Origin of the sequence: Mesorhizobium sp. WSM4310, assembly GCF_007003935.1 — a bacterium.
Taxonomy (GTDB): Bacteria; Pseudomonadota; Alphaproteobacteria; order Rhizobiales; family Rhizobiaceae; genus Mesorhizobium.
The window spans coordinates 93,392-113,162 of record NZ_VFTA01000005.1 but is presented as its reverse complement, the minus strand read 5'-3'; the positions used below and the strand labels follow the sequence as shown (position 1 = coordinate 113,162).

Genomic DNA, 19,771 nt, shown 5'->3' with positions numbered 1-19,771 from the left:
AAGCCGATGCATCCAATCGGCTCGTCAGTTGTTATTGTCGGCAGTCCCAATGGAGAACCACCATGACCGACACCAGCAAAATTCGTGAGCATATGGAAGTCGTCGGCGCCGATGGCGTGCATCTCGGCACTGTCGACAAGATCGACGGCCAGCGCATCAAGCTGACCAAGGCCGACAGCGGCGAGGGCGCTCACAGAGGTCATCACCACTACATTCCTCTGGCCCTGGTTGCAGAAGTCGATGGCAAGAAGGTGTGGCTGTCAGCGAATTCCGATGTGGCGGTGACGTTCGAGGAAGAAAAATCCGATCCGATCTGATTGATCGATTCAGCCCAAACGCGACGACCAGACGGGAAACAGATCGTTGTCGGCTGGCGTCGCGGCAAACACGCCACGGCTGATGGCTCGCGCCATGGTGGCCCCGGCCGCGGCATAGAGGTCGATTGCCGCATCGGCCTCGAGCCGGATGCCGCTCGTTCCCGTCGCCAGTGCGAACACGAGGTCACCATCGGCGGGCGTGTGCGTCGGCCAGATGGCGCGCACGAAGCCGTCATGCGCCGACATTGCCAGGCGTTTCGCTTCGGCCTTGGTGAGAACCGCATCCGTCGCGATGACGGCGATTGTGGTGTTGCCGCCGGTTTCCATCTGCCTGTCTGCCTGTCTGTCGCGGTATTTCAGCAAGATCTTCTTCGCATCGTCCGGCATGGGCGCGGGATAGCCGAGCCCGCCGAATTCGTCGCCGATTTCGAAGGGCGCCGCCCAGAAATGGCGGGTGCGCCCGACGGTCACCGATCCGGTCGGATTGACGGCGGCCAGCGCACCGATTGTAACGCCACTGTCCAGCAGCGTCGAAGCGGAGCCCAGGCCGCCCTTCAGCCCGGCGGTCAGCGCACCTGTGCCGGCACCGACCGTGCCGAGCTGGAAATCGGTGGCGGCGGATTGTGCTGCCTCATAGCCGAGATCGCGATATGGGGGGTAACGGCCCCATTCCTTGTCCCCACCATTGCGCAGGTCGAACAGGATCGCCGCCGGCACGATCGGCACGCGAAATCCGCCCACCTCGAAGCCGATGCCGCGCTCGCGCAACGCCGCCTGCACGCCGGACGCGGCATCGAGGCCGAAAGCCGAACCGCCCGACAGCACCACGGCGTGGATCGCCTCTATCGAATTGTGCGGTTCGAGCAGGTCCGTCTCGCGCGTGCCTGGCGCACCGCCCAGGATCTGGACACCGGCCACCGCCGGTTCGTCGCAAAGGATCGTCGTCACGCCGGATTTCAGCCGGGCGTCGGATGCATTGCCGACGCGCAGGCCGGCAACGTCGGTGATCAGATTGCGAGGACCGGTGCGGAACATCAATTGCTTTCCAAAGGCACGAAGCGCGCGCCGTCGAAGCGGAAGACGCGGTAGGGGCTCTGGCTGAGGTCGCCCTTGGCGTCAAAGCGGACCGGCCCGATCGCCGTGGTGAAATCATGCCCGCTCAGCACCTCGGTCAGCGGCTTGCCCCGGGACAAGGTCGATGCGGCCTTGGCGATCTCCACCGCCGCATAGGCCGGCAGCGTGTAGCCGTCCGGCACGATCTTTTGCGCGGAGAAGCTTTCCAGCGCCTTTGCGTCGGCGACATCGGCCCATTCGGGCGGCGCGATCATCAGCGTGCCCGTCGCATAGGCCAAGTCTCCGGGCGGCGTGCGCAGATTTTCGCCGCCGGCAAAGACCATGCCGGCCTGTAGCTGTGCGGCATCGCGACCCATAATGGCGACGTCGTCGCCGTCGCCGCCGGCAAAGACATGCGTGGCGCCGGCCTTCTTCAGTCGACCGATCATTCCTATCTGGTTATCGAGTTGCGGCCGGAACGTGTCGACGAACACCGGCTTCAGCGCCGCTTGCTCGGCCGCCGCGCGAAATGTTTCGGCCATCTCGCGGCCATAGATGGTGCCGTCGTCGATAATGGCGAACAGTTCGTTCTGCCATAGACGGGTGAGGGTGGAGGCAACGGCGTTGCGCTCATCGTCGCCGCGAGGCCCCAGGCGATAGACCGGCCAGCCGGTTTTGGCGCGGCGATCGGTAAGGCTTTCGGTGCGCACGCCGACGGTGATGACCGGGATATTGGCGTCCTTGAGGATCGGCATCGCCGCCTCGATGGCTTCGGTGCATAGGAAGCCGATCACGACACTGACCCTGGCCGCGGCAAGAGCCCTGGCCGCGGCTGCACCGCCATCGGCGGTGCAGGCATCATCCTCGGTCTTGAGTTCGACGCCGTTTGCTTGCGCCGCGAGCCCGGCACCGACCCCGATCTGCTTGCCGAGGATGGCCGACGGTCCCGACAACGGAGCAGCAACGCCGATCGTCAGCGTCTGGGCGCTGGCGGCGCCGGCCAAGAACAGCCAGGCCAGCGCGGCGGATATCGTTGCCCCGGGTCGCATCCTGCCGAAGAGTTCCTCCCAAGCCCGCGATAACAGCGCGAGCGCCAATTCTCGCCAAGACCTAAAGGCTGCCCGGCCTTGGTGCAACACGCGAATTCGGGATATGGGCCAAGCACTTCGCTTGTGGCATGTCATGTCTGGCCATATATAGCGGTAGGGTTCTGGCTATGGACAATTTCCGGTGCTGAAGAAGAATGACATTGGACCGCAGGCCTATCGCGACGCGATGAGCCATTTTGCCGGCCACGTTCACGTGGTCACCACCGACGGGCTCGCCGGCAAGCGCGGCACGACGGTAATCGCTGCCTGCTCGGTGTCGGACACGCCGCCGACCATCCTGGTCTGTCTCAACCGCGAAAACGCCAACAATGAGCTGTTCGTGAAAAACGGCCGGTTTGCCCTGAACACGCTGGCTTCGCATCAGGAACCGCTGTCGGTCGGCTTTTCCGGCATCACCGGCCTGCCGGTCGAGGAGCGTTTCGCGCTCGGCGAATGGGACGTGATCTCCACCGGCGCACCGACGCTGAAGGGGGCGCTGGCCGTTTTCGACTGCGAACTGATCGGCACCAAGGACCTGGCCACGCATCGTGTGCTTTTTGGCAAGGTGACAGGCCTTCGCATGGGCGATAATTTGCGGCCGCTGATCTATCACGCCCGCGGCTACCATGTCCTGGACAGCGGAGCGACGGCGTTCACGGAGAAAGAATGACCGAAACGAAACCGCGCCCCGTACCGCGGACGATCGACGAGACGCTCGATCTCCTGACCGGCGCGGACTATGTGGCGGATCGATCGCTGGCGACTGTGCTTTTCCTGTCGTTGCGCATGAACCGGCCATTGTTCCTCGAGGGCGAGGCCGGCGTCGGCAAGACCGAGATCGCCAAGGTGTTGGCGCAGGCGCTTGGCCGCCGGCTGATCCGCCTGCAGTGCTATGAAGGGCTTGACGTTTCGTCTGCTGTCTACGAGTGGAATTACGCCGCGCAGATGATCGAGATCCGCATGGAGGAGGCGGCCGGCAAGGTCGACCGCTCCGCCATGGAGCGCAACGTCTTCTCGGAAAAATACCTGATCCGCCGACCGGTGCTCGATGCGTTGACTGGCAAGACGGGAGCGGCCCCGGTCTTCCTGATCGACGAACTTGACCGCACCGACGAAGCCTTCGAAGCGTTCCTGCTCGAAATCCTCTCCGACTACCAGGTGACGGTGCCCGAACTCGGCACCATCAAGGCGGAAGAACCGCCGATCGTCATCATCACCACCAACCGCACCCGCGAGATCCACGACGCGCTGAAGCGGCGCTGCCTGTATCACTGGGTCGATTATCCCAATGCCGAGCGCGAATTGGAGATCGTGCGCCGCAAGGTGCCGCGGGCCAACCAGCGGCTTTCGGCGGAGGTGGTCTCCTTCATCCAGAAACTGCGCCAGATCGAATTGTTCAAGGTGCCGGGAGTCGCCGAGACCATAGACTGGGCCGGCGCGCTGACCGAACTCGACAAGGTGGCGCTCGACCCGGAAACCGTGTCCGACACGATCGGCGTGCTGTTGAAATACCAGGACGACATTGCCCGCATCGGCACGGGCGAGGGCCGGCGCATCCTCGACGAGGTCAAGGCCGAGCTCGCGGCGGCGGAGTAACGCGATGAAGGCGCCGCGTTCCGACCCCAAAGAGGCGACGGCGGGCGGACGCATCGCCGACAACATCGTCTATTTCGCCCGCACCTTGCGCAAGGCTGGCATGCGGGTCGGGCCGGCCTCGGTCAAGGACGCCATCGAGGCGGTGCTGGCCGCCGGCATCGGCTCGCGTGACGATTTCTACTGGACGCTGCATGCCGTGCTGGTGTCCAGGCACGAGGATCACCCGGTCTTCGACGAGGCCTTCCGCCTGTTCTGGAAATCGCGCGAACTGATCGAGAAACTGCTGGCGATGTTTTCGCCCGTGGCGCCCGACGTCAGGGAGAAGCAGAAGCCGCGCGCGGCCGAGAACCGCGTCAGCCAGGCAATGTTCGAAGGCCATCAGAAAAACCAGCCACCGCAGGAGGTCCCTGAGATCGAGGTCGATGCCCGCTTCACCTTTTCCGGCAACGAGGTGTTGCGGGACAAGGACTTTGCCCAGATGAACGCTACCGAAATGGCGGACGCGAAGAAGGCGATCGCCGAGCTGCGGCTGCCTTTCGACATGGTGCGGACCCGGCGCTTCAAGGCGGATGCGCATGGCCGCCGCATCGACCCGCGCGCCATGATGCGCTCGGCCGCGCGCACCGGCGGCGAATTGATCCTGCCGAAATTCCGCTCGGCCCGTGAAGTCCACCCGCCGCTGGTGGTGCTGGCCGACATTTCCGGCTCGATGAGCCAGTACACGCGCATCTTCCTGCATTTCCTGCACGCGCTGACGGAAAAACGCCGCCGCGTCCACACCTTCGTCTTCGGCACACGGCTGACCAATCTGACCCGGCAGATGCGCCACCGCGATCCCGATGCCGCCCTTGCCGATTGTTCGGCGGCGGTCAAGGACTGGTCCGGCGGCACACGCATTGGCGACACACTGGCCGAGTTCAACCTGATATGGTCGCGGCGCGTGCTGGGACAGGGCGCGGTCGTGCTTCTGATCACCGACGGGCTGGAGCGCGACGACGTCGCCGGCCTTTCGCAGGAGATGGAGCGGCTGCATAAATCCTGCCGGCGGCTGATCTGGTTGAACCCGTTGCTGCGCTTCGACGGTTTTCAGGCACGTGCTCGCGGCGTCAAGGCGATGCTGCCGCATGTCGATGAATTCCGCTCGGTACACAATCTCGATGCGCTCGCCGACCTCTGCGCGTCGCTGGACAAGAAGTCGGCACAGTCCGTCGATCCGCGGCGATGGATGGAAGCTGGCGCGAGGCACGCCGCATAGCCATATGTTTCCCGGCCCCCTGGAAAAACAGACCCTGAGAGAAGCAACGATGAACGACAGTCATTATCTCGATGAGGCCCGCGATCCGCTGATCATCGCGGAAGGTTGGATGAAGGATGGCAAGGATGTCGCCATTGCCACCGTGGTCGAGACCTGGGGTTCGGCGCCGAGGCCTGTCGGCAGCCATCTGGTCATCGACGCCGAAGGCAATTTTCACGGCTCGGTCTCGGGCGGCTGCGTCGAGGGCGCGGTGGTGACCGAGGCGATCGATGTCATCGGCTCCGGCAAGGCCAGGATGCTCGAATTCGGCGTCGCCGACGAAACCGCCTGGCAGGTCGGCCTGTCCTGCGGCGGCCGCATCAAGGTGTATGTCGAGCGGTTGGGCTGATCTCAGATGGATCCATACGCGCTGAAAGCCTTGAATGCCGAGCGCCGCGCCCGCCGTGCGGCGATCCTCGTCACCGATCTCGGTGATGCCCGCGACCGCATCGTGCGTGAGGGCGATCAGGTCGCCGGGGATCTCGGAGCCGCGATCGCCAAGGCCTTTCGATCGGGCAATTCCGGTTCGGTCGAGGCCGAAGGGCGGACCTTCTTTCTCAACGCGCATCTGCCGCAGCCGCGCCTCGTGGTGATCGGCGCCGTTCATATCAGCCAGGCGCTGGCGCCGATGGCGAAAATCGCCGGCTATCCCGTCGAGATCATCGATCCGCGCACCGCTTTTGCCACGCCGGACCGCTTTCCCGATGTCGCTCTGCATGCCGAGTGGCCGGAAGATGTACTGAAACGCCAGCCGCTCGACAGCTATACCGCACTTGCTGCCGTCACCCATGACCCGAAGATCGACGATTTCGCGCTGAAGGCCGCGCTAGACGCCAATTGCTTCTATGTCGGTGCGCTTGGCAGCCGCAAGACGCACGCCAAGCGCGTCGAGCGCCTGCTGGCGCTGGGCGCAACTGCCGACCAGATCGCCCGTATCCATGCGCCGATCGGGCTCGATATCGGTGCCGCGAGCCCCGCCGAGATCGCCGTGGCCGTTCTCGCGCAGACCATCCACGCCTTCCGCTCGCGCGGCCTCGATGCCAAAGGCGCGGTAGCGTGAAATTCGGTCCGATTGCGATTGAAGAGGCAGAAGGCGCGGTGCTGGCGCATGCCACCACCGCTGGTGAAAAGCGCTTTCGCAAGGCGCACAGGCTGAGCGCCGAAGATGTTTCCGTACTCAAGCGGGCTGGCGTCTCGCAGGTCGTTGCGGCGGTGCTGGCCTCGGATGATCTCGGCGAGGACGCCGCGGCGCAAAGAATTGCCGAGAGCATGAGGTTCAGCGGCATCGAGGTGAGGCCGGCGGCCACTGGCCGGGTCAATCTCCACGCCAAGGCATCCGGCATCTTCACGGTCAGCGCGGCAATGATCGACGCCATCAACGCCGTCGATCCCGCCATCACCATTGCCACGCTGGCGCAGCATGCTCCGGTCGAAAAAGGCCAGATGGTGGCGACTGTGAAGATCATCCCCTTCGCGGTCGCTTCGACCTTGGTCGACACCGTGATGAAGATCTGCGCCGGCGGCGAGATCTTTGCCGTCAACGCCTATCAGCCGGTGCGCGTCGGCGTCATCCAGACGGTCCTGCCGGGCATCAAGCCCAGCGTGCTCGACAAGACGCTGCGCGTCACCGAAGCGCGGCTGGCGCGTTCGGGCGGCAGGTTGACGGCGGAACGCCGCACGCCGCACGAGATCGCGCCCGTGGCGGAGGCCGCCGCCTCGCTGGCGCGCGACAATGACCTGGTGGTGATCTTTGGCGCCTCGGCAATGAGCGATTTCGCCGATGTCGTTCCCGCGGCGATCGAGAGGGCCGGCGGAACCGTTGTCCGCGCCGGCATGCCGGTCGATCCCGGCAATCTGCTGGTGCTCGGTACACTCGGCGGCAAGCGAGTCATCGGCGCGCCCGGCTGCGCCCGCAGTCCCAAGGAAAACGGCTTCGACTGGGTGCTCGACCGCCTGGTTGCCGGCCTCGACGTCACCGCGAAGGATATCGCCGGCATGGGGGTCGGCGGGCTGCTGATGGAAATCCCGACGCGGCCGCAGCCGCGCGAACCGCTGCCGGCCAAGAGCCGGCTCAAGGTCGCCATAGTGCTTCTGGCGGCTGGCCGGTCAAGCCGCATGGGCGGCCCGAACAAGCTCATGGCGCTGTTCGACGGCAAGCCGCTGGTGCGCCGCACCGCGGAGCGCGCGCTCGGCTCGAAGGCTTCGGGCACGATCGTCGTCACCGGCCATCAGCGCGAGCGCGTGCGTGCGGCGCTGGCGGGGCTGGATGTGACCTTCGCCGACAATCCCGATTTCGCCGATGGCCTGTCGACCTCGCTGAAGGCCGGCATTGCCTATCTGCCCGAGGACACCGCCGGCGTGATGATCGTTCTGGGAGATATGCCTGGCGTCGTATCAGGCGATCTCGACCGGCTGATCGATGCCTTCCGCAAGGCCGGAGGCAATTCCGTGGTCCGCGCCTCGCATCAGGGCAAGCGCGGCAACCCGGTGCTCCTGCCGCGCGCGCTGTTCCCGGCCATCGCCCATCTCGAAGGCGATACCGGCGCACGCCATCTGGTCGAGGCCGAGGGGCTCGATGTCATCGATGTCGAGATCGGCGAGGGCGCGTCTGTCGATGTCGACACCCGCGAGGCGCTCGAAGGTGCAGGCGGCGTGCTGCAGGATTGACAAACCCGGGCCGAATTACGCAAGCCTGCGGTATGGCCTTTCGTTTTCTTTCCCCACTCCATGCCTTTCTGGCTGCTTTATTTGTTCTTGGCCTTGCCGGCCAGGCCGATGCCCTCGAACTGAAACCCTTCAAGGACGATCTCTTCGCCTATCCGGCGACCTTGTCGACGGGCGACGGCGGCGCTTACACCGTCATCGACTACCGCGAGATGCGCGATATCAACAAGCGCGACGAAGTGCCCGAAAAGCGCGTGCATCCGCAATACACCGACACCAGCGTGCGCCAGGTGCAGCAGGATCTGATGCTGAAGACGGACGCCGGCGATGTCAGGCACGTCGCCGTCGGCAAGACGCAAGGAGCTGCCCTCATCGTGCTCTACCTGCACGGGCAGGGCGGCAGTCGCAAGCAGGGCGTCGACGATTTCACTTTCGGCGGCAATTTCAACCGGCTCAAGAACCTGATGGCCGGCAATGGCGGGCTTTATCTCTCGCCGGATTTCCCGGATTTCGGTGACAAGGGGGCCGCACAGGTCGCGGCATTGATCGATCATTATGCCGAACAGTCCCCAGGCGCGAAAATCTTCGTCGCCTGCGGCTCGATGGGCGGCGCGCTGTGCTGGAAGCTTGCCGCGCGCAACGATACCGGCCGGCGCATCAACGGGCTGCTGCTGCTCGGATCGCTATGGGACGAGAGTTTCCTCGCAAGTCCCGCCTTCAGGCGCCATGTCCCCGTCTTCTTCGGCCAGGGCAGCCATGACGTGGTATTTCCCGTAGCGAACCAGGAAGCCTTCTTCCGCTCCATCATCGCCAGGTCGAAGGCCTATCCCTATCCGACCCGCTTCGTCCGCTTCGAGACCGGCACGCACGGCACGCCAATCCGCATGGTCGACTGGCGTGGCACGCTGAACTGGATGCTGTCGAAGGCGCCTTGATCGGCGCTGCCCCGACGTCCCTCAGGGCGCGGTGTTGTAGTCGACGACCGTCTGAGGGTTCTCCTCGCCGTCATAGGACGCATCGACGTCATACTGGACCAGGGAGAAATCGCCGTTCCGGAACAGATAGGTTCCCGAATCGGAGGCATCGCCGACGCCACGCCACTTGTCGAAGGTGGTGATCGTATGGGTTTCCGCGTCATAGTCGGAATTGACCGCCCAACCGGTCGTCTCGAAGCCGACGATGCTCATGCCCAGCAATTTGCCGTCGCTGTTGTTGTTCTCATAGCGGATGTCCATCTTGGGTTCGGCGAACTGCAATTGCTTCACGGCCGACAATTCGTCGGTCATGTAGTAGACCGAACTTTCATTGTAGGCCGCGGCCGAACAGGAGAAATGGAACAGCAGTGTTTCCTTGTCGGGATCGCCGGGCTGCGCATCCTTGTCCTTGTACTTGATCGAAAACACCTCCGGCTCATTAGCCAGGAACTGCTTGTCGCACTGGTCGCCATAGGTCGCCAGGAAGGCTTTCTTGGCCTGCTCGAGTGCCGTATCCTTCTTCGGCGGCGGCGGGCCGTCGCCGCAGCTTGGCGGCAGCGCCTCTTCGAAATCGGCGGTGGAGGGTTTCAGCGCGCCTTTTTCGATATGGATCGGATCGAAGGGCGGCGCCGCCTGGATCTGGGCATTGACCTGTCGCAGCGTGTAGCAGCCGGCAAAGACCTTTTCGCTGCCGCTCTTGTCGGTGGCACGGATGGCGACCGGGACATTGTAGAAGATGCTGCCGGCGGCACCGTCGTCCGAAATGGCACCGGTCGCGACCTCGACCTTGTCGGTGCCGTCATAACCCTTGACGAAACTGTCGAAATCCTTAGCCGGCTTTGTGTCGCCGAAGTAACCCCAGGCGCGGGCGAATTCGTGCCGGTTGATGGCGCTGTAGAGCGAGCGAATGACCGCCTCGGCGCTCGATCGGTCGTCGACATAGGGTGCTTCGGGCGCGTCATCGGCGGCCAGCGCCGCTTGGCCGGATGTGGCAAGGGAGAGAAGGGCAGTCGCTGCGAGAAGGACGCATCTCATCGGGAATCTCCGCTCGATAACGCAAATTCTACCATGGCGATTGCGGCGGCGTGGTGACGCGGAGCCGACGGCGCTTGAAGAATCGTTTGCGCAGGCGCTACCTCGCTGCGCCGGCGTTCCGACCGGACAGGAGATTTGACGTGACGATATCGATGTATGAGGCATCCGTGCCCGTGTTTTCAACCAGGCTGAAAGCACTTTCCAATGTGCTGGCTGCTGCCGAACAGAACGCGCTTGACCGCAAGATCGACCCGCAGGTGTTTTTGACGGCGCGGCTCGCACCCGACATGTTCGCTTTGACCCGGCAGGTGCAGATCGCCACCGACCACGCCAAGGGCGCGCCGTCGCGGCTGGCCGGCCGAGAGGTGCCAAAATACGAGGACAATGAAGCAAGCTTTGCCGAACTCGAGGCGCGGATCGCCAAGACGCTCGCGCTTCTGGCGACGTTCTCGCCCGCCGAGATCGACGGCTCCGACAACAAGGTGATCGAACTGAAACTCGGCGGACGCGAAACGACTTTGGCTGGCATGCAGTATCTGCTGCATGTGGCCATGCCCAATTTCTATTTCCACCTCACCACCGCTTACGACATTCTTCGCCACAATGGCGTGCCACTCGGCAAGGCGACATTCCTGGGATCGCGTTAAGGCGCAAGCATTCCGAGATGTCCCGGATCCGTCCGGGACATCTCGCGAGACGCATCTAGCGAATGGACATTTCGCGGGCGACGCGCGGAAAATCGGCGGGCTTGATGCCGATATCGGCACGGTCGGCATTGCTCATCGAATGAAGCAATGCGAGCGCCGCGCGATATCGCAGATGTTCCTGCGGGCGCGGCCGGGCAAACATTTCCGTGAAGAAACCCATGAATCAGGCTCCTGGTTGGTCCTCCACGCCAGCCAATATAGGCGAATCGTGACAATTGTGCAGTGCAGCATTTGCATGCCTGCCATGTCCGGATAAGTTTCCTAGAATTTTTTTGCGGCCCGCTGAAACTTCCGCGCCGCACGAACCGTAGGCTTCGACACTGGCCCGTGGCCAGTTTTTCCTCGCCACTCCTGGCGAATTTCCGGACTGCATGAAAGTGCAGTCCGGCTTTTGTTTTGAGGGACCGGCCACGATCCTCGAATGGCTAAATTCATTAAGATCGGTGGTATGTATTTTTAACGAGCCGGTTCTATGGTCCGGAAACCTGACAGTCAGGCAAGGGAGGCTGACATCGCTACCAGCGCCAAGCGTGATTTCGCTTCGCTGCTCGACGACCTCTTCGTTGCCTCCGACAAGGGTGACGGTAGCGGGGGCGACGAGGCCGGCGCGCGTCCGTCGATTCCGTTCGATTATCTCTCGGTCGCCGATGAGCTCCATTCCGGCCGCATCAAGGTATCCGCCGCCGAATATCGCGAGGCCGGTGCCGACCTGGCGAGCGAATTCGCCGCCTTACTCGAACATGCCAAGCTGGCGCTGGCTGCCGAGGACCCGAAGCCCGAGGAAAAGCTGCCGCCGATCGATCCGGAATCGATCGCGGCCGAACTGGGACTGAACCAGCCCAAGAGCGCCGCCGATTTCGGTCGCATGCGCCGCAGCTTTGCCTTCACCAACCATCCCGATCGCGTCGCCCCGCATCTGCGCCAGCGCGCCATGATCCGCATGCAGGTGGCCAACATGCTGATCGACGAGGCCAAGCGCCGCGCCGTGGCCGGCGCCCGCCGCTAGCTCAACATCGCTGGTTCACGCAAAAGTCGGCCTGGCGAGGCTTGGAGTGCGGCATGGCTTTGCCTATACATGCAGCCTCCCTCCCGCGCAGACTTTCCCTCCGGAGCAGAATTCCATGCACAAACGCCGTCTCGGTCGGACCGATCTTCTTGTTACCCAGATCTGCCTTGGTTCGATGACCTGGGGCCAGCAGAACACCGAGGCCGAAGGCCACGCGCAGCTGGATCTGGCTTTTTCGCGCGGCGTCAATTTCATCGACACCGCCGAGCTCTACCCGATCCCGCCAAAGGCGGAGACGCAGGGGCGGACGGAAAAGATCATCGGCAGCTGGATGAAGGCCAAGGGCAACCGCGACAAGGTGATCCTTGCCTCCAAGGTCGTCGGCCGCACCGCCAACACCTGGTTTCGCGGCGACAGGCCGTCGCAATTGGTGCGCGCCGATATTTTTGACGCCATCGACAAATCCCTGGCCAAGCTCGGCACGGACTATCTCGACCTCTACCAGATCCATTGGCCGGAACGGGATATCCCCTGGGGTGCCAACCCGACGCGCATCGGCGCCGTGGGGCGGCGGGCCGATGCCGACGGCGCACCGGCCGACGAAACGCCGATCGCCGAGACGCTCGGCGTCTTCGATGAGCTGGTGAAGGCGGGAAAGATCCGCCATTTCGGCCTGTCGAACGAAAGCTCCTGGGGCCTCATGCGGTTTCTTGCCGAGTCCGACAAAGGCGTTGGCCCGCGCGTGGCGTCGATCCAGAACGCCTACAATCTCGTCAACCGCACCTTCGAGGTGAACCTTGCCGAGGTCTGCGAGCGCGAACAGGTGTCGCTGCTGCCTTATTCGCCGCTGGCGCAGGGCTATTTGACCGGCAAATACGACCATGGCGCCCGACCGCAGGGCTCGCGCTCGCAATTGTTCAATCGCGGCCAGCGTTACGAGACGCCGAATGCAGCCGAAGCGCTGCTCGAATATAATGAACTGGCGCGCTCCTTCGGCATAGAGCCGGCGTTGTTTGCCAATGCCTATGTGTCGAGCCGGCCCTTCGTCACCTCCAATATCATCGGCGCGACGACCATTCCGCAGCTCGAAATGGCGTTGTCTTCGGTGGACGTCGTCTGGACCGAGGAGATGCAGAAGGCGGTGGACGCGATCCATCAGAGGGTCGGCAATCCCTGTCCCTGATCGGCGGGGATAGAATTATCATGGAATAACAAAGGGGTGGAGAGAATGGCGGATTTTTCGATCGAGGCCGTGCGCGGACAATTTCCAGCGCTTTCCCTGACCGACAAGGGCCGCCGTCGCATTTATCTCGACAATCCCGCAGGCACGCAGGTGCCGCAGGCCGTCGTCGATGCGGTGTCGCGCTGCCTGCTCACGACCAACGCCAATCTCGGGGGCTATTTCGAAACGACGATCGCGGCTCAATCCGTCGTCGACGAGGCGCATCAGGCGATGGCCGATTTCCTTGGTGCGGCGAGCCCCGAGGAAATCATCATCGGCGCCAACATGACGACGCTGACCTATCACATGTCACGCACGCTCGGCCGCACGCTGAAGCCAGGTGACGAGATCATCCTCACCCGCATGGACCATGAGGGCAATGTGTCGCCCTGGCTGCAACTGGCCGAGGATCTTGGCCTCGTGGTGCGCTGGCTGCCATTCGATGAAAAGAGCTGGCGGGTCGAAGGGGAGGCGCTGGCCGGGCTGCTGTCCGACAAGACACGGCTGGTCGCGTTGAATTATGCCTCGAACCTGACGGGTTCGATCAACCGGGTCAGGTCCCTGACTGCCATCGCTAAACGGGCCGGCGCCCTGGTCTATGTCGATGCCGTGCAGTTCGCACCGCATGGCCTGATCGACGTGCAAGAGCTCGGCTGCGATTTCCTGATCTGCTCGGCCTACAAGTTCTTCGGTCCACATATGGGCGTTTTGTGGGGACGGCGCGAAATCATCAATGACCTGAAACCCTACAAATGCCGCTGTTCGTCCAATGGCCTGCCGGAGCGGTTCGAGCTTGGCACGCCGCAGATCGAGCTGATGGCCGGCCTCACGGCGGCCGTCGACTACTTTGCCGGGCTGGGTGCGGCAGCGGGTGTGAGTGGTTCGCGCAGGCAGAAGATCGCCAGGGCCTTCGAGGTTTCGATCGCCTATGAAAACCCGCTGGCGGAGAGGCTGATCGATGGCCTGTCCGACATTCCGGGCCTGACCATCCATGGCATCACCGATCGCAAGCGGCTCGCCGATCGCGTGCCGACGGTCTCCTTTACTGTCGAGGGCATCGTGCCGGAGACGATCGTGCGGCAGATGAACGCCGAAAACATCTTCCTGTGGTCCGGCCACAACTACGCCTGGGAAATCGTCCACCAGCTCGGCATTCCGGCCGAGCAGGGGGTCGTGCGCATCGGCATCGCGCATTACAACACTGGGGCCGAAATCGAAGAGACGCTGGAGAGCGTGCACCGGGTCATCGCGATGCTCAGGCAGCAGCGCTCCTGACGCCAGGAGAAACCGTCACCGCATCCTGCCGTCGAAGCCGGTGAGGAAGGCGGTGAGATTGTCGCCGAGTGCGTCGCAGAGATAGCCGCCCTCCTGGACGATGACGCTCGGCAGGCCGAGTTTGGCAATCGCCTCGCCAATACGTGAGAAGCCGGGCGTCGTCACCGAAAGCCCGCCGAACGGATCGCCCTCGAAGGCGTCGAGGCCGAGCGCGACCACCAGCGCGTCCGGCGAAAAGGCGCCGATACGCTGGAACGCCACTTCGAGCGCCTCCAGAAACGCCGCGTCGGCCGATTTGCGCGGCAGCGGCAGGTTGAAATTATAGCCGAGGCCGGGGCCTTCGCCGCGCTCGTCGGCGTGACCCCAGAAGAACGGATAGAAGCGCACCGGGTCGGCATGCAGCGAAACGGTGAGTACGTCAGGACGGGCATAGAAGATGCCTTGCTTGCCGTTGCCGTGGTGCAGGTCGACATCGAGAATGGCCACGCGCGCCGCCTGCTTGCGCAGCACCTGCGCAGCGACCGCCGAATTGTTGATGAAGCAGAAGCCGCCGGCGACGTCGGCAAAGGCATGGTGGCCGGGTGGACGGCACAGCGCATAGGCTGCCGGCGCGCCAGCCATCACCGTTTCCGCCGCCTCGACCGCACTCCAGGCACTCCACAGCGCGCTTTGCCAGGTTTCGCCCGAGATCGGGCAAGCGGTATCGGCCATATGATAACCAGCCTGGCCGACGGCCGAGGCTGGATAGGAGCCGTTGCGCGCGATCGGGTGGATGTTGGGGATCACTTCCGCCGAGGCGCCCTCGATGCGCTGCCAGCGCTCGAAAATATGTTCGAGGAAGTCGAGATATTCGGGCGTGTGCACCGCCGAGACCGGGCCAAGCCCGTGATTGCGTGGCCGCTCGATCGTGCAGCCGGCAGATTTTGCGCCGGCTAACAATCTTTCGATCCGCTCGGGCTTTTCCGGATTGGGCTGCGCGGCACCGCTGGAAAGAAAGGCCTTCGGGTCGTGGCGCTTCTGCTCTTCGGCGTAAAAGGCCTTCATTCCTGCTCCCCATTGACCGGCGCGTCGGCGAAGGCAAAAAAGGCTTCGCCGACGATTTTCTGCGTCTGTTCGTAACTCGACCAGGCGATACCCAGCCTTTCATAGAAGGCCTTGGCGCCTTCATTGTCGGTGTCGACCGACAGCCTGAGATAGACGCCACCTTCTTTGCGGCATTCCGCAGCGACTCGCCGCAACAGCCGCTCGCCGATCTTGCGGCCACGGAACCGGTCCTCGACATAGAGGTCCTGCACATAGACGCCGGGCCGCCCCATCCACGTCGAAAAGATCGGAAAATGCAGGCACAGCCCGGCGAATCCGCCGTCGACCTCGGCGATCAGGGTGGAGAAGGCGGGCTTTTCGCCAAAACCGTAGCGGCGGAGATCATCTGATGTTGAGGTGATCTCCTGATGCGCGCCGATATGGGTGCCGAGTTTGAGAAGCGCGGCGTGGATCGTTTCAGCGTCATCGATGCGACCGGGGCGGATCAGGACGTCACTGGATTTGGTCACGGTCTTGCCTCAAAACGCCACCCGGTCGCCACCTTTCAGCGCCAGCATCTCACGTGCCTCGGCAGGTGTGGCAACCTCCAGCGACAGGCCGTCGAGAATGCCCCGGATGCGGCGCACCTGGTCGGCGTTGGATTTCGCCAACTGGCGGCCATCGTAGAGACTGTCTTCCAGCCCGACGCGGACATTGCCGCCCATCGCCGCGGCGATCGAGATCAGCGGCATCTGCTGACGGCCGGCAGCCAGCACCGAGAACTGGTAGCTGTCGCCGAACAATTTGTCGGCGATGCGGTTCATGTGGATAAGATTGTCCGGATCGGCGCCGATGCCGCCCAGAATACCCAGCACGAACTGGATGAACAGCGGCCCCGACACCAGTCCGCGGTCGCGGAAATGCGCCAGCGAGTAGAGATGGCCGACATCGTAGCATTCGAATTCGAAGCGCGTGCCGCAGCCCTTGCCCAGCCTCTCAAGCACGCCTTCCATATCGGCGAAGGTGTTCTTGAAGATGGTGTCGCGCGTGGCTTCCAGCAGCTTCGGCTCCCATTCGTGCTGCCATTCGCGTGGCTTGTCGAGCATCGGGAACAGCGCGAAATTCATCGAGCCCATGTTGAGCGAGCACATTTCGGGCTCGGCGCGCAGCGGCGCTGCCAATCGCTGGTCCAGCGTCATCAGCGAAGAACCGCCGGTGGTGATGTTGATCACCGCGTCGGTTGCCTGCTTGATGCGCGGCAGGAACTGCATGAACACCTCCGGATCGGCCGTCGGCCGGCCGTCTTTGGGGTCGCGGGCATGCAGATGCAGGATCGACGCGCCGGCCTCAGCGGCTGCAATGGCATCGGTCGCGATCTGGTCCGGCGTCACCGGCAGGTAGGGCGACATGGACGGCGTATGCACCGAGCCGGTGACGGCGCAGGTGATGATGACTTTTCGCGGCGCCATTCTTTACCCCCGGCCTTCGACCGGAAGGTCGAGCTCCGATGCCAGAACCTCCAGCGAGTCGCCGATGATGGAGACGATCTCGCCGACCTGTTCGCTGGTGACGATCATCGGCGGCGCGACCATGAAATTGTCGCCGTCGATGCCACCCTTGACCCGGCGGCCATAGATGATCAGCCCGCGCTCATAGGCGAGGTCCAGCAGGCGCTGCGTGGCTTTCTTGTTCTGGTCGATCGGCCGCAGTGTCTCCGGATCGGCGACCATCTCGGCGCCGGTGAGCAGGCCCTTGCCGCGCACGTCGGCGATGAAGGGAAAGCGCTTCGCCAGCCCCTTCAGCCCGTCCATCAGCACGTCGCCCATGGCGGCGGCATTGGCGATCAGGTCGAGCCGGTCCATTTCACCGAGCACGGCAAGGCCGGCGGCGCAGGCGAGCGGATTGCCGGCATAGGTATGGCCATGCTGGAAGCCCCCGGAGGCCAGCAGCGGCTGCACCAGCCGCATCGGTGCCGCCAGTGCACCGAGCGGCGCATAGCCCGAGCCCAGCCCCTTCGACAGCGCGACGATGTCGGGCTTGCAGTTCCAGTGATCGCCGCCGAGAAATTTGCCGGTGCGGCCGGCACCACTCATCACTTCGTCATGGATCAGCAGGATGCCGTAGCGGTCGCAGATCTCGCGGATGCGCGCATAGTAGCTGTCCGGCGCGACAAGCGCAGAGGTCGCGGCGCCGCCGATCGGCTCCATGATGAAGGCAACGACACTTTCCGGCCCTTCGGCCACGATCTTGTCCTCCAGCATGTCGGCATAGCGGACGCCGCGCTGCTCCATTGAAAGATTGTCGCGGTCGCGCCAGGCGGTGGGCGCGGGCACCGTCGGCATCACCCGCATCATCGGCTCAAAGGTCTCTGCCAGGGCGTCGTCGCCGGTGACCGAGAGCGAACCCAGCGTACCGCCATGATAGGAGGGGAAGCGCGTGATCACCTTCCAGCGGCTGGCCTGGCCGGTGGCAACGGCCCATTGCCGCGCCAATTTAATGCAGGATTCCGTCGCCTCCGAGCCGCCCGAGACGAAGAAGATGCGGTCCATGCCTTCCGGCAGTTTGCCTGCCAGTTCCCGCGCCAGTTCCTCCGCTGGTTCGTTTTCGAAATGCAGCCGATAGGCGAAGGTGGCGCGATCCATCTGCCGCTTCATGGCATCCAGCACATTGCGGTTGGAGTGGCCGATATTGGCGACCATCGGTCCGCTCGAGCCATCGATGAAGCGGCGGCCGTCCTGTGTCCACATATAGATGCCCTCGGCGCGGTCGATCAGCGGCCGACGCAGGCTGGAGAGATAGAACAGGTGCGACTGGCGGCGGGCTTCGGCCTCTGGAGCGGCAGGCTGGACTTTCGACATGTCAGGACTTTCCGAGATAGCGATCGAGGACATTGCGGGTGACGCGTTCGACCATCGGGTCTTGCCTTAGCAGGCCGGCCACCCATTCGCAGCTTCCGGCATGAAAGACTTCGCCCTTGCCGCGCGGGAAATTGACGATCATGCCATTGCCGCGTTTGACTTTTTCCAGATTGGCGTCGCTCGCCTCGCCGAACAAAGTCTCGGCGGTGAAGCGGCCATCCTCGTCGGTGAGGAACTGGTCCTCGATCGGGATATCAGCGCTTTCCTCGACCTGGGATGCCATTCCGACGGCGAGGACCTGCAGCCCATCCGGCGCGCCGCTGGTCGCTGTTGGGTAGGGCAGGCCGCCGCGGATCTCGAAGTCGAGCCCGTCGACCTCATAGCCATAGACATGGCTGTCGGCGCCGAGCAGGTCGCCATAGTAGATGCCGGTGCCGGCGAAGGCCCAGTGTTCCGGCCGGTAGACCGGAAAACCGCGTACACCACGCGGCGCGCAGCCGCCCCAGCCGGCATAGACGCCGCGCGTCGCGTTGAGGCCAAAGGTCGCCGAACCCGGCCGGCCGATTTCCGGCGCTTCCCAGGAATTGGTGGCACGGGTGACGTCGCCGCCGCGATAGGCAGGGTCCTCGGCGCGAGCGCGGTATTTGTAGCAGACCTGCCGCCGGCCTTCGTCCTCGAGCCGCGTCTGCCACATGAAATTGCCGGCGAAACGCGCCGCATGCCCGCCGCGCTCAACATAATTGTCGACCGCATCGCGCATTTCCCATGTCCAGTACTCGTCATGGCCGACGAAGACGGCGCAGTCGTAGCCGTCGAGAATGTCGGGCGAGACATGCAGATCGTGCTGGCTGGCAAGATCGACATGATAGCCGGCCCGCTCGGCGAAGCGGAAGAAGTGGCTGTCATAGCTCGCCCAGCCGGACGAGGCGTATTTCTTCGAATGACCGGTGGCGAGCGCCCATTCCATGTGGGGGTAACGTGGTACCGTCTTCGGCGGCACGGCGACCTCGAGCGGCACGCGTGGCGCATCTTTTGGCAGCACGACGAAGCCGCGGCACCAGGGGCGTTGCGTCGACACAACAGGCGAATACTGGTTGCGGTCCGGCCCGGTGATGCCCTGATAGTGGTTGGAGCCGCCCCAAGTGTTGTAGGCAAGCCAGGTGCCCGTCGCCGCCACCTGCAGCACACGGCCTGGCTTCTTGCCGGTTTGGGGCGAGACGATGAAGAGGTGGTAGCCATGGATCGGCCTACCGTCATGGCCAACGGAAGTCAGCGTTACCCGATATGCACCGGACGGCCAGTCGCTCCCGACACGGAATTCAAAAGACGCTTCCCAGCCGCAACCCTCGGCGGAACATTGGTCGGGCGTGTCCTGCCAGCACGCCGCAATGCCGGATTTCTCGAACACTTTCGTCTCGGTTCCACCGTCCCGGATGATTGCCATGCTGAAGGACGGCGCTGTCGAGCTGACACGCAGCGTCACCATCTCGCCGGCGCGATAGCAAAAGCGATCCGAGTAGCACCAGATTTCGCCACGCTCGCCATCCATGCCTGGCCACTCATAGTAATGGCCACGCACCGCGTGGCGGCGCTGCTCGGGCGTCAGCCCGAAATCGGGGAATTCGGTCGGCAGATGGGTCATGAGCACCGGAAAGGATC

General features: G+C 63.7%; 21 protein-coding genes. 12 read left to right on the top strand and 9 right to left on the bottom strand.

All coding sequences use genetic code 11. From position 1 onward, the window contains the following. The first annotated feature begins 62 nt into the window (after positions 1 to 62). Complete coding sequence (locus FJV80_RS08220) at positions 63 to 317, top strand: DUF2171 domain-containing protein (RefSeq protein ID WP_095791543.1); 255 nt, start codon at positions 63 to 65, stop codon at positions 315 to 317. A gap of 9 nt (positions 318 to 326) precedes the next feature. Here the strand turns inward: FJV80_RS08220 and FJV80_RS08215 are convergent, their stop codons facing one another. Together FJV80_RS08215 and FJV80_RS08210 are read right to left on the bottom strand one after the other, a co-directional pair. After that, positions 327 to 1,352: a P1 family peptidase gene (locus tag FJV80_RS08215; RefSeq protein ID WP_142876088.1), complete on the bottom strand. Its 1,026-nt coding sequence runs from the start codon at positions 1,350 to 1,352 to the stop codon at positions 327 to 329. Further along, a complete protein-coding gene (locus tag FJV80_RS08210; protein WP_142876087.1) occupies positions 1,352 to 2,419 on the bottom strand; it encodes an ABC transporter substrate-binding protein in 1,068 nt (355 codons plus the stop codon). Before FJV80_RS08210 ends, FJV80_RS08215 begins: the two co-directional genes overlap by 1 nt. Positions 2,420 to 2,600: 181 nt before the next feature. On the opposite strand from FJV80_RS08210, the gene FJV80_RS08205 reads away from it, so the two are divergent. The 7 genes from FJV80_RS08205 to FJV80_RS08175 are packed head-to-tail and all read left to right on the top strand — an operon-like array spanning position 2,601 to position 8,947. Beyond that, positions 2,601 to 3,128 carry a flavin reductase gene (locus FJV80_RS08205; RefSeq protein WP_142876086.1) on the top strand — a complete coding sequence of 176 codons (528 nt, stop codon included), beginning with the start codon at positions 2,601 to 2,603 and terminating at the stop codon, positions 3,126 to 3,128. Further along, entirely contained in the window at positions 3,125 to 4,054 is a 930-nt protein-coding gene (locus FJV80_RS08200; RefSeq protein WP_142876085.1) for a MoxR family ATPase, read from the top strand. Before FJV80_RS08205 ends, FJV80_RS08200 begins: the two co-directional genes overlap by 4 nt. Positions 4,055 to 4,058: 4 nt before the next feature. Then, positions 4,059 to 5,309, top strand: a complete 1,251-nt coding sequence (locus FJV80_RS08195; protein WP_142876084.1) for a VWA domain-containing protein — start codon at positions 4,059 to 4,061, stop codon at positions 5,307 to 5,309. A gap of 49 nt (positions 5,310 to 5,358) precedes the next feature. Further along, positions 5,359 to 5,697, top strand: a complete 339-nt coding sequence (locus FJV80_RS08190) for an XdhC family protein (RefSeq protein WP_095770876.1) — start codon at positions 5,359 to 5,361, stop codon at positions 5,695 to 5,697. A gap of 6 nt (positions 5,698 to 5,703) precedes the next feature. Further along, positions 5,704 to 6,408 (top strand): XdhC family protein, encoded by a 705-nt coding sequence (locus tag FJV80_RS08185; protein ID WP_095791539.1) that lies wholly within the window; start codon positions 5,704 to 5,706, stop codon positions 6,406 to 6,408. After that, entirely contained in the window at positions 6,405 to 8,015 is a 1,611-nt protein-coding gene (locus FJV80_RS08180; RefSeq protein WP_095770339.1) for a molybdopterin-binding/glycosyltransferase family 2 protein, read from the top strand. Before FJV80_RS08185 ends, FJV80_RS08180 begins: the two co-directional genes overlap by 4 nt. A 32-nt stretch (positions 8,016 to 8,047) precedes the next feature. Further along, entirely contained in the window at positions 8,048 to 8,947 is a 900-nt protein-coding gene (locus FJV80_RS08175) for a phospholipase (RefSeq protein WP_095770338.1), read from the top strand. 21 nt (positions 8,948 to 8,968) lie between these two features. On the opposite strand, the gene FJV80_RS08170 is transcribed toward FJV80_RS08175, so the two are convergent. Beyond that, positions 8,969 to 10,021, bottom strand: coding sequence for a DUF1176 domain-containing protein (locus FJV80_RS08170; RefSeq protein WP_142876083.1), 1,053 nt, complete (start codon positions 10,019 to 10,021; stop codon positions 8,969 to 8,971). Between the two features lie 140 nt (positions 10,022 to 10,161). Here FJV80_RS08170 and FJV80_RS08165 point away from each other — a divergent pair, with 140 nt between their 5' ends. Then, entirely contained in the window at positions 10,162 to 10,668 is a 507-nt protein-coding gene (locus FJV80_RS08165) for a DUF1993 family protein (protein ID WP_095770875.1), read from the top strand. 55 nt (positions 10,669 to 10,723) lie between these two features. Here the strand turns inward: FJV80_RS08165 and FJV80_RS08160 are convergent, their stop codons facing one another. Further along, positions 10,724 to 10,888, bottom strand: coding sequence for a hypothetical protein (locus FJV80_RS08160; RefSeq protein WP_080511763.1), 165 nt, complete (start codon positions 10,886 to 10,888; stop codon positions 10,724 to 10,726). Between the two features lie 312 nt (positions 10,889 to 11,200). Here FJV80_RS08160 and FJV80_RS08155 point away from each other — a divergent pair, with 312 nt between their 5' ends. The 3 genes from FJV80_RS08155 to FJV80_RS08145 all read left to right on the top strand — a co-directional run bounded on the left by FJV80_RS08155 (position 11,201) and on the right by FJV80_RS08145 (position 14,231). Beyond that, positions 11,201 to 11,734, top strand: coding sequence for a hypothetical protein (locus FJV80_RS08155; protein WP_245317945.1), 534 nt, complete (start codon positions 11,201 to 11,203; stop codon positions 11,732 to 11,734). Between the two features lie 115 nt (positions 11,735 to 11,849). Then, a complete protein-coding gene (locus FJV80_RS08150; RefSeq protein WP_095770336.1) occupies positions 11,850 to 12,917 on the top strand; it encodes an aldo/keto reductase in 1,068 nt (355 codons plus the stop codon). 45 nt (positions 12,918 to 12,962) lie between these two features. Next, complete coding sequence (locus FJV80_RS08145; RefSeq protein ID WP_142876082.1) at positions 12,963 to 14,231, top strand: cysteine desulfurase-like protein; 1,269 nt, start codon at positions 12,963 to 12,965, stop codon at positions 14,229 to 14,231. 15 nt (positions 14,232 to 14,246) lie between these two features. Here the strand turns inward: FJV80_RS08145 and FJV80_RS08140 are convergent, their stop codons facing one another. Genes FJV80_RS08140 through FJV80_RS08120 form a run of 5 tightly spaced genes read right to left on the bottom strand, consistent with a single transcriptional unit; the run spans position 14,247 to position 19,754 of the window. After that, positions 14,247 to 15,275, bottom strand: a complete 1,029-nt coding sequence (locus FJV80_RS08140; protein ID WP_142876081.1) for a histone deacetylase family protein — start codon at positions 15,273 to 15,275, stop codon at positions 14,247 to 14,249. Continuing rightward, a complete protein-coding gene (locus tag FJV80_RS08135) occupies positions 15,272 to 15,784 on the bottom strand; it encodes a GNAT family N-acetyltransferase (protein WP_095770333.1) in 513 nt (170 codons plus the stop codon). The genes FJV80_RS08140 and FJV80_RS08135 overlap by 4 nt, the downstream gene beginning before the upstream one ends. 9 nt (positions 15,785 to 15,793) lie before the next feature. Further along, the gene (locus tag FJV80_RS08130) at positions 15,794 to 16,723 is read right to left on the bottom strand and encodes a 3-keto-5-aminohexanoate cleavage protein (RefSeq protein WP_142876080.1); all 930 of its coding nucleotides are present in this window, start codon (positions 16,721 to 16,723) and stop codon (positions 15,794 to 15,796) included. Positions 16,724 to 16,726: 3 nt separating this feature from the next. Continuing rightward, the gene (locus tag FJV80_RS08125) at positions 16,727 to 18,112 is read right to left on the bottom strand and encodes an aspartate aminotransferase family protein (protein ID WP_142876079.1); all 1,386 of its coding nucleotides are present in this window, start codon (positions 18,110 to 18,112) and stop codon (positions 16,727 to 16,729) included. A gap of 1 nt (position 18,113) precedes the next feature. After that, positions 18,114 to 19,754 carry a N,N-dimethylformamidase beta subunit family domain-containing protein gene (locus FJV80_RS08120; protein ID WP_142876078.1) on the bottom strand — a complete coding sequence of 547 codons (1,641 nt, stop codon included), beginning with the start codon at positions 19,752 to 19,754 and terminating at the stop codon, positions 18,114 to 18,116. Positions 19,755 to 19,771 lie beyond the last annotated feature (17 nt).

Coding starts and splice junctions, on each gene's coding strand:
- FJV80_RS08220 (WP_095791543.1), top strand. CDS start 63: ATGACCGACACCAGCAAAATTCGTGAGCATATGGAAGTCGTCGGCGCC.
- FJV80_RS08215 (WP_142876088.1), bottom strand. CDS start 1,352: ATGTTCCGCACCGGTCCTCGCAATCTGATCACCGACGTTGCCGGCCTG.
- FJV80_RS08210 (WP_142876087.1), bottom strand. CDS start 2,419: ATGCGACCCGGGGCAACGATATCCGCCGCGCTGGCCTGGCTGTTCTTG.
- FJV80_RS08200 (WP_142876085.1), top strand. CDS start 3,125: ATGACCGAAACGAAACCGCGCCCCGTACCGCGGACGATCGACGAGACG.
- FJV80_RS08195 (WP_142876084.1), top strand. CDS start 4,059: ATGAAGGCGCCGCGTTCCGACCCCAAAGAGGCGACGGCGGGCGGACGC.
- FJV80_RS08190 (WP_095770876.1), top strand. CDS start 5,359: ATGAACGACAGTCATTATCTCGATGAGGCCCGCGATCCGCTGATCATC.
- FJV80_RS08185 (WP_095791539.1), top strand. CDS start 5,704: ATGGATCCATACGCGCTGAAAGCCTTGAATGCCGAGCGCCGCGCCCGC.
- FJV80_RS08175 (WP_095770338.1), top strand. CDS start 8,048: ATGGCCTTTCGTTTTCTTTCCCCACTCCATGCCTTTCTGGCTGCTTTA.
- FJV80_RS08170 (WP_142876083.1), bottom strand. CDS start 10,021: ATGAGATGCGTCCTTCTCGCAGCGACTGCCCTTCTCTCCCTTGCCACA.
- FJV80_RS08160 (WP_080511763.1), bottom strand. CDS start 10,888: ATGGGTTTCTTCACGGAAATGTTTGCCCGGCCGCGCCCGCAGGAACAT.
- FJV80_RS08155 (WP_245317945.1), top strand. CDS start 11,201: ATGGTCCGGAAACCTGACAGTCAGGCAAGGGAGGCTGACATCGCTACC.
- FJV80_RS08150 (WP_095770336.1), top strand. CDS start 11,850: ATGCACAAACGCCGTCTCGGTCGGACCGATCTTCTTGTTACCCAGATC.
- FJV80_RS08145 (WP_142876082.1), top strand. CDS start 12,963: ATGGCGGATTTTTCGATCGAGGCCGTGCGCGGACAATTTCCAGCGCTT.
- FJV80_RS08140 (WP_142876081.1), bottom strand. CDS start 15,275: ATGAAGGCCTTTTACGCCGAAGAGCAGAAGCGCCACGACCCGAAGGCC.
- FJV80_RS08130 (WP_142876080.1), bottom strand. CDS start 16,723: ATGGCGCCGCGAAAAGTCATCATCACCTGCGCCGTCACCGGCTCGGTG.
- FJV80_RS08125 (WP_142876079.1), bottom strand. CDS start 18,112: ATGTCGAAAGTCCAGCCTGCCGCTCCAGAGGCCGAAGCCCGCCGCCAG.
- FJV80_RS08120 (WP_142876078.1), bottom strand. CDS start 19,754: ATGACCCATCTGCCGACCGAATTCCCCGATTTCGGGCTGACGCCCGAG.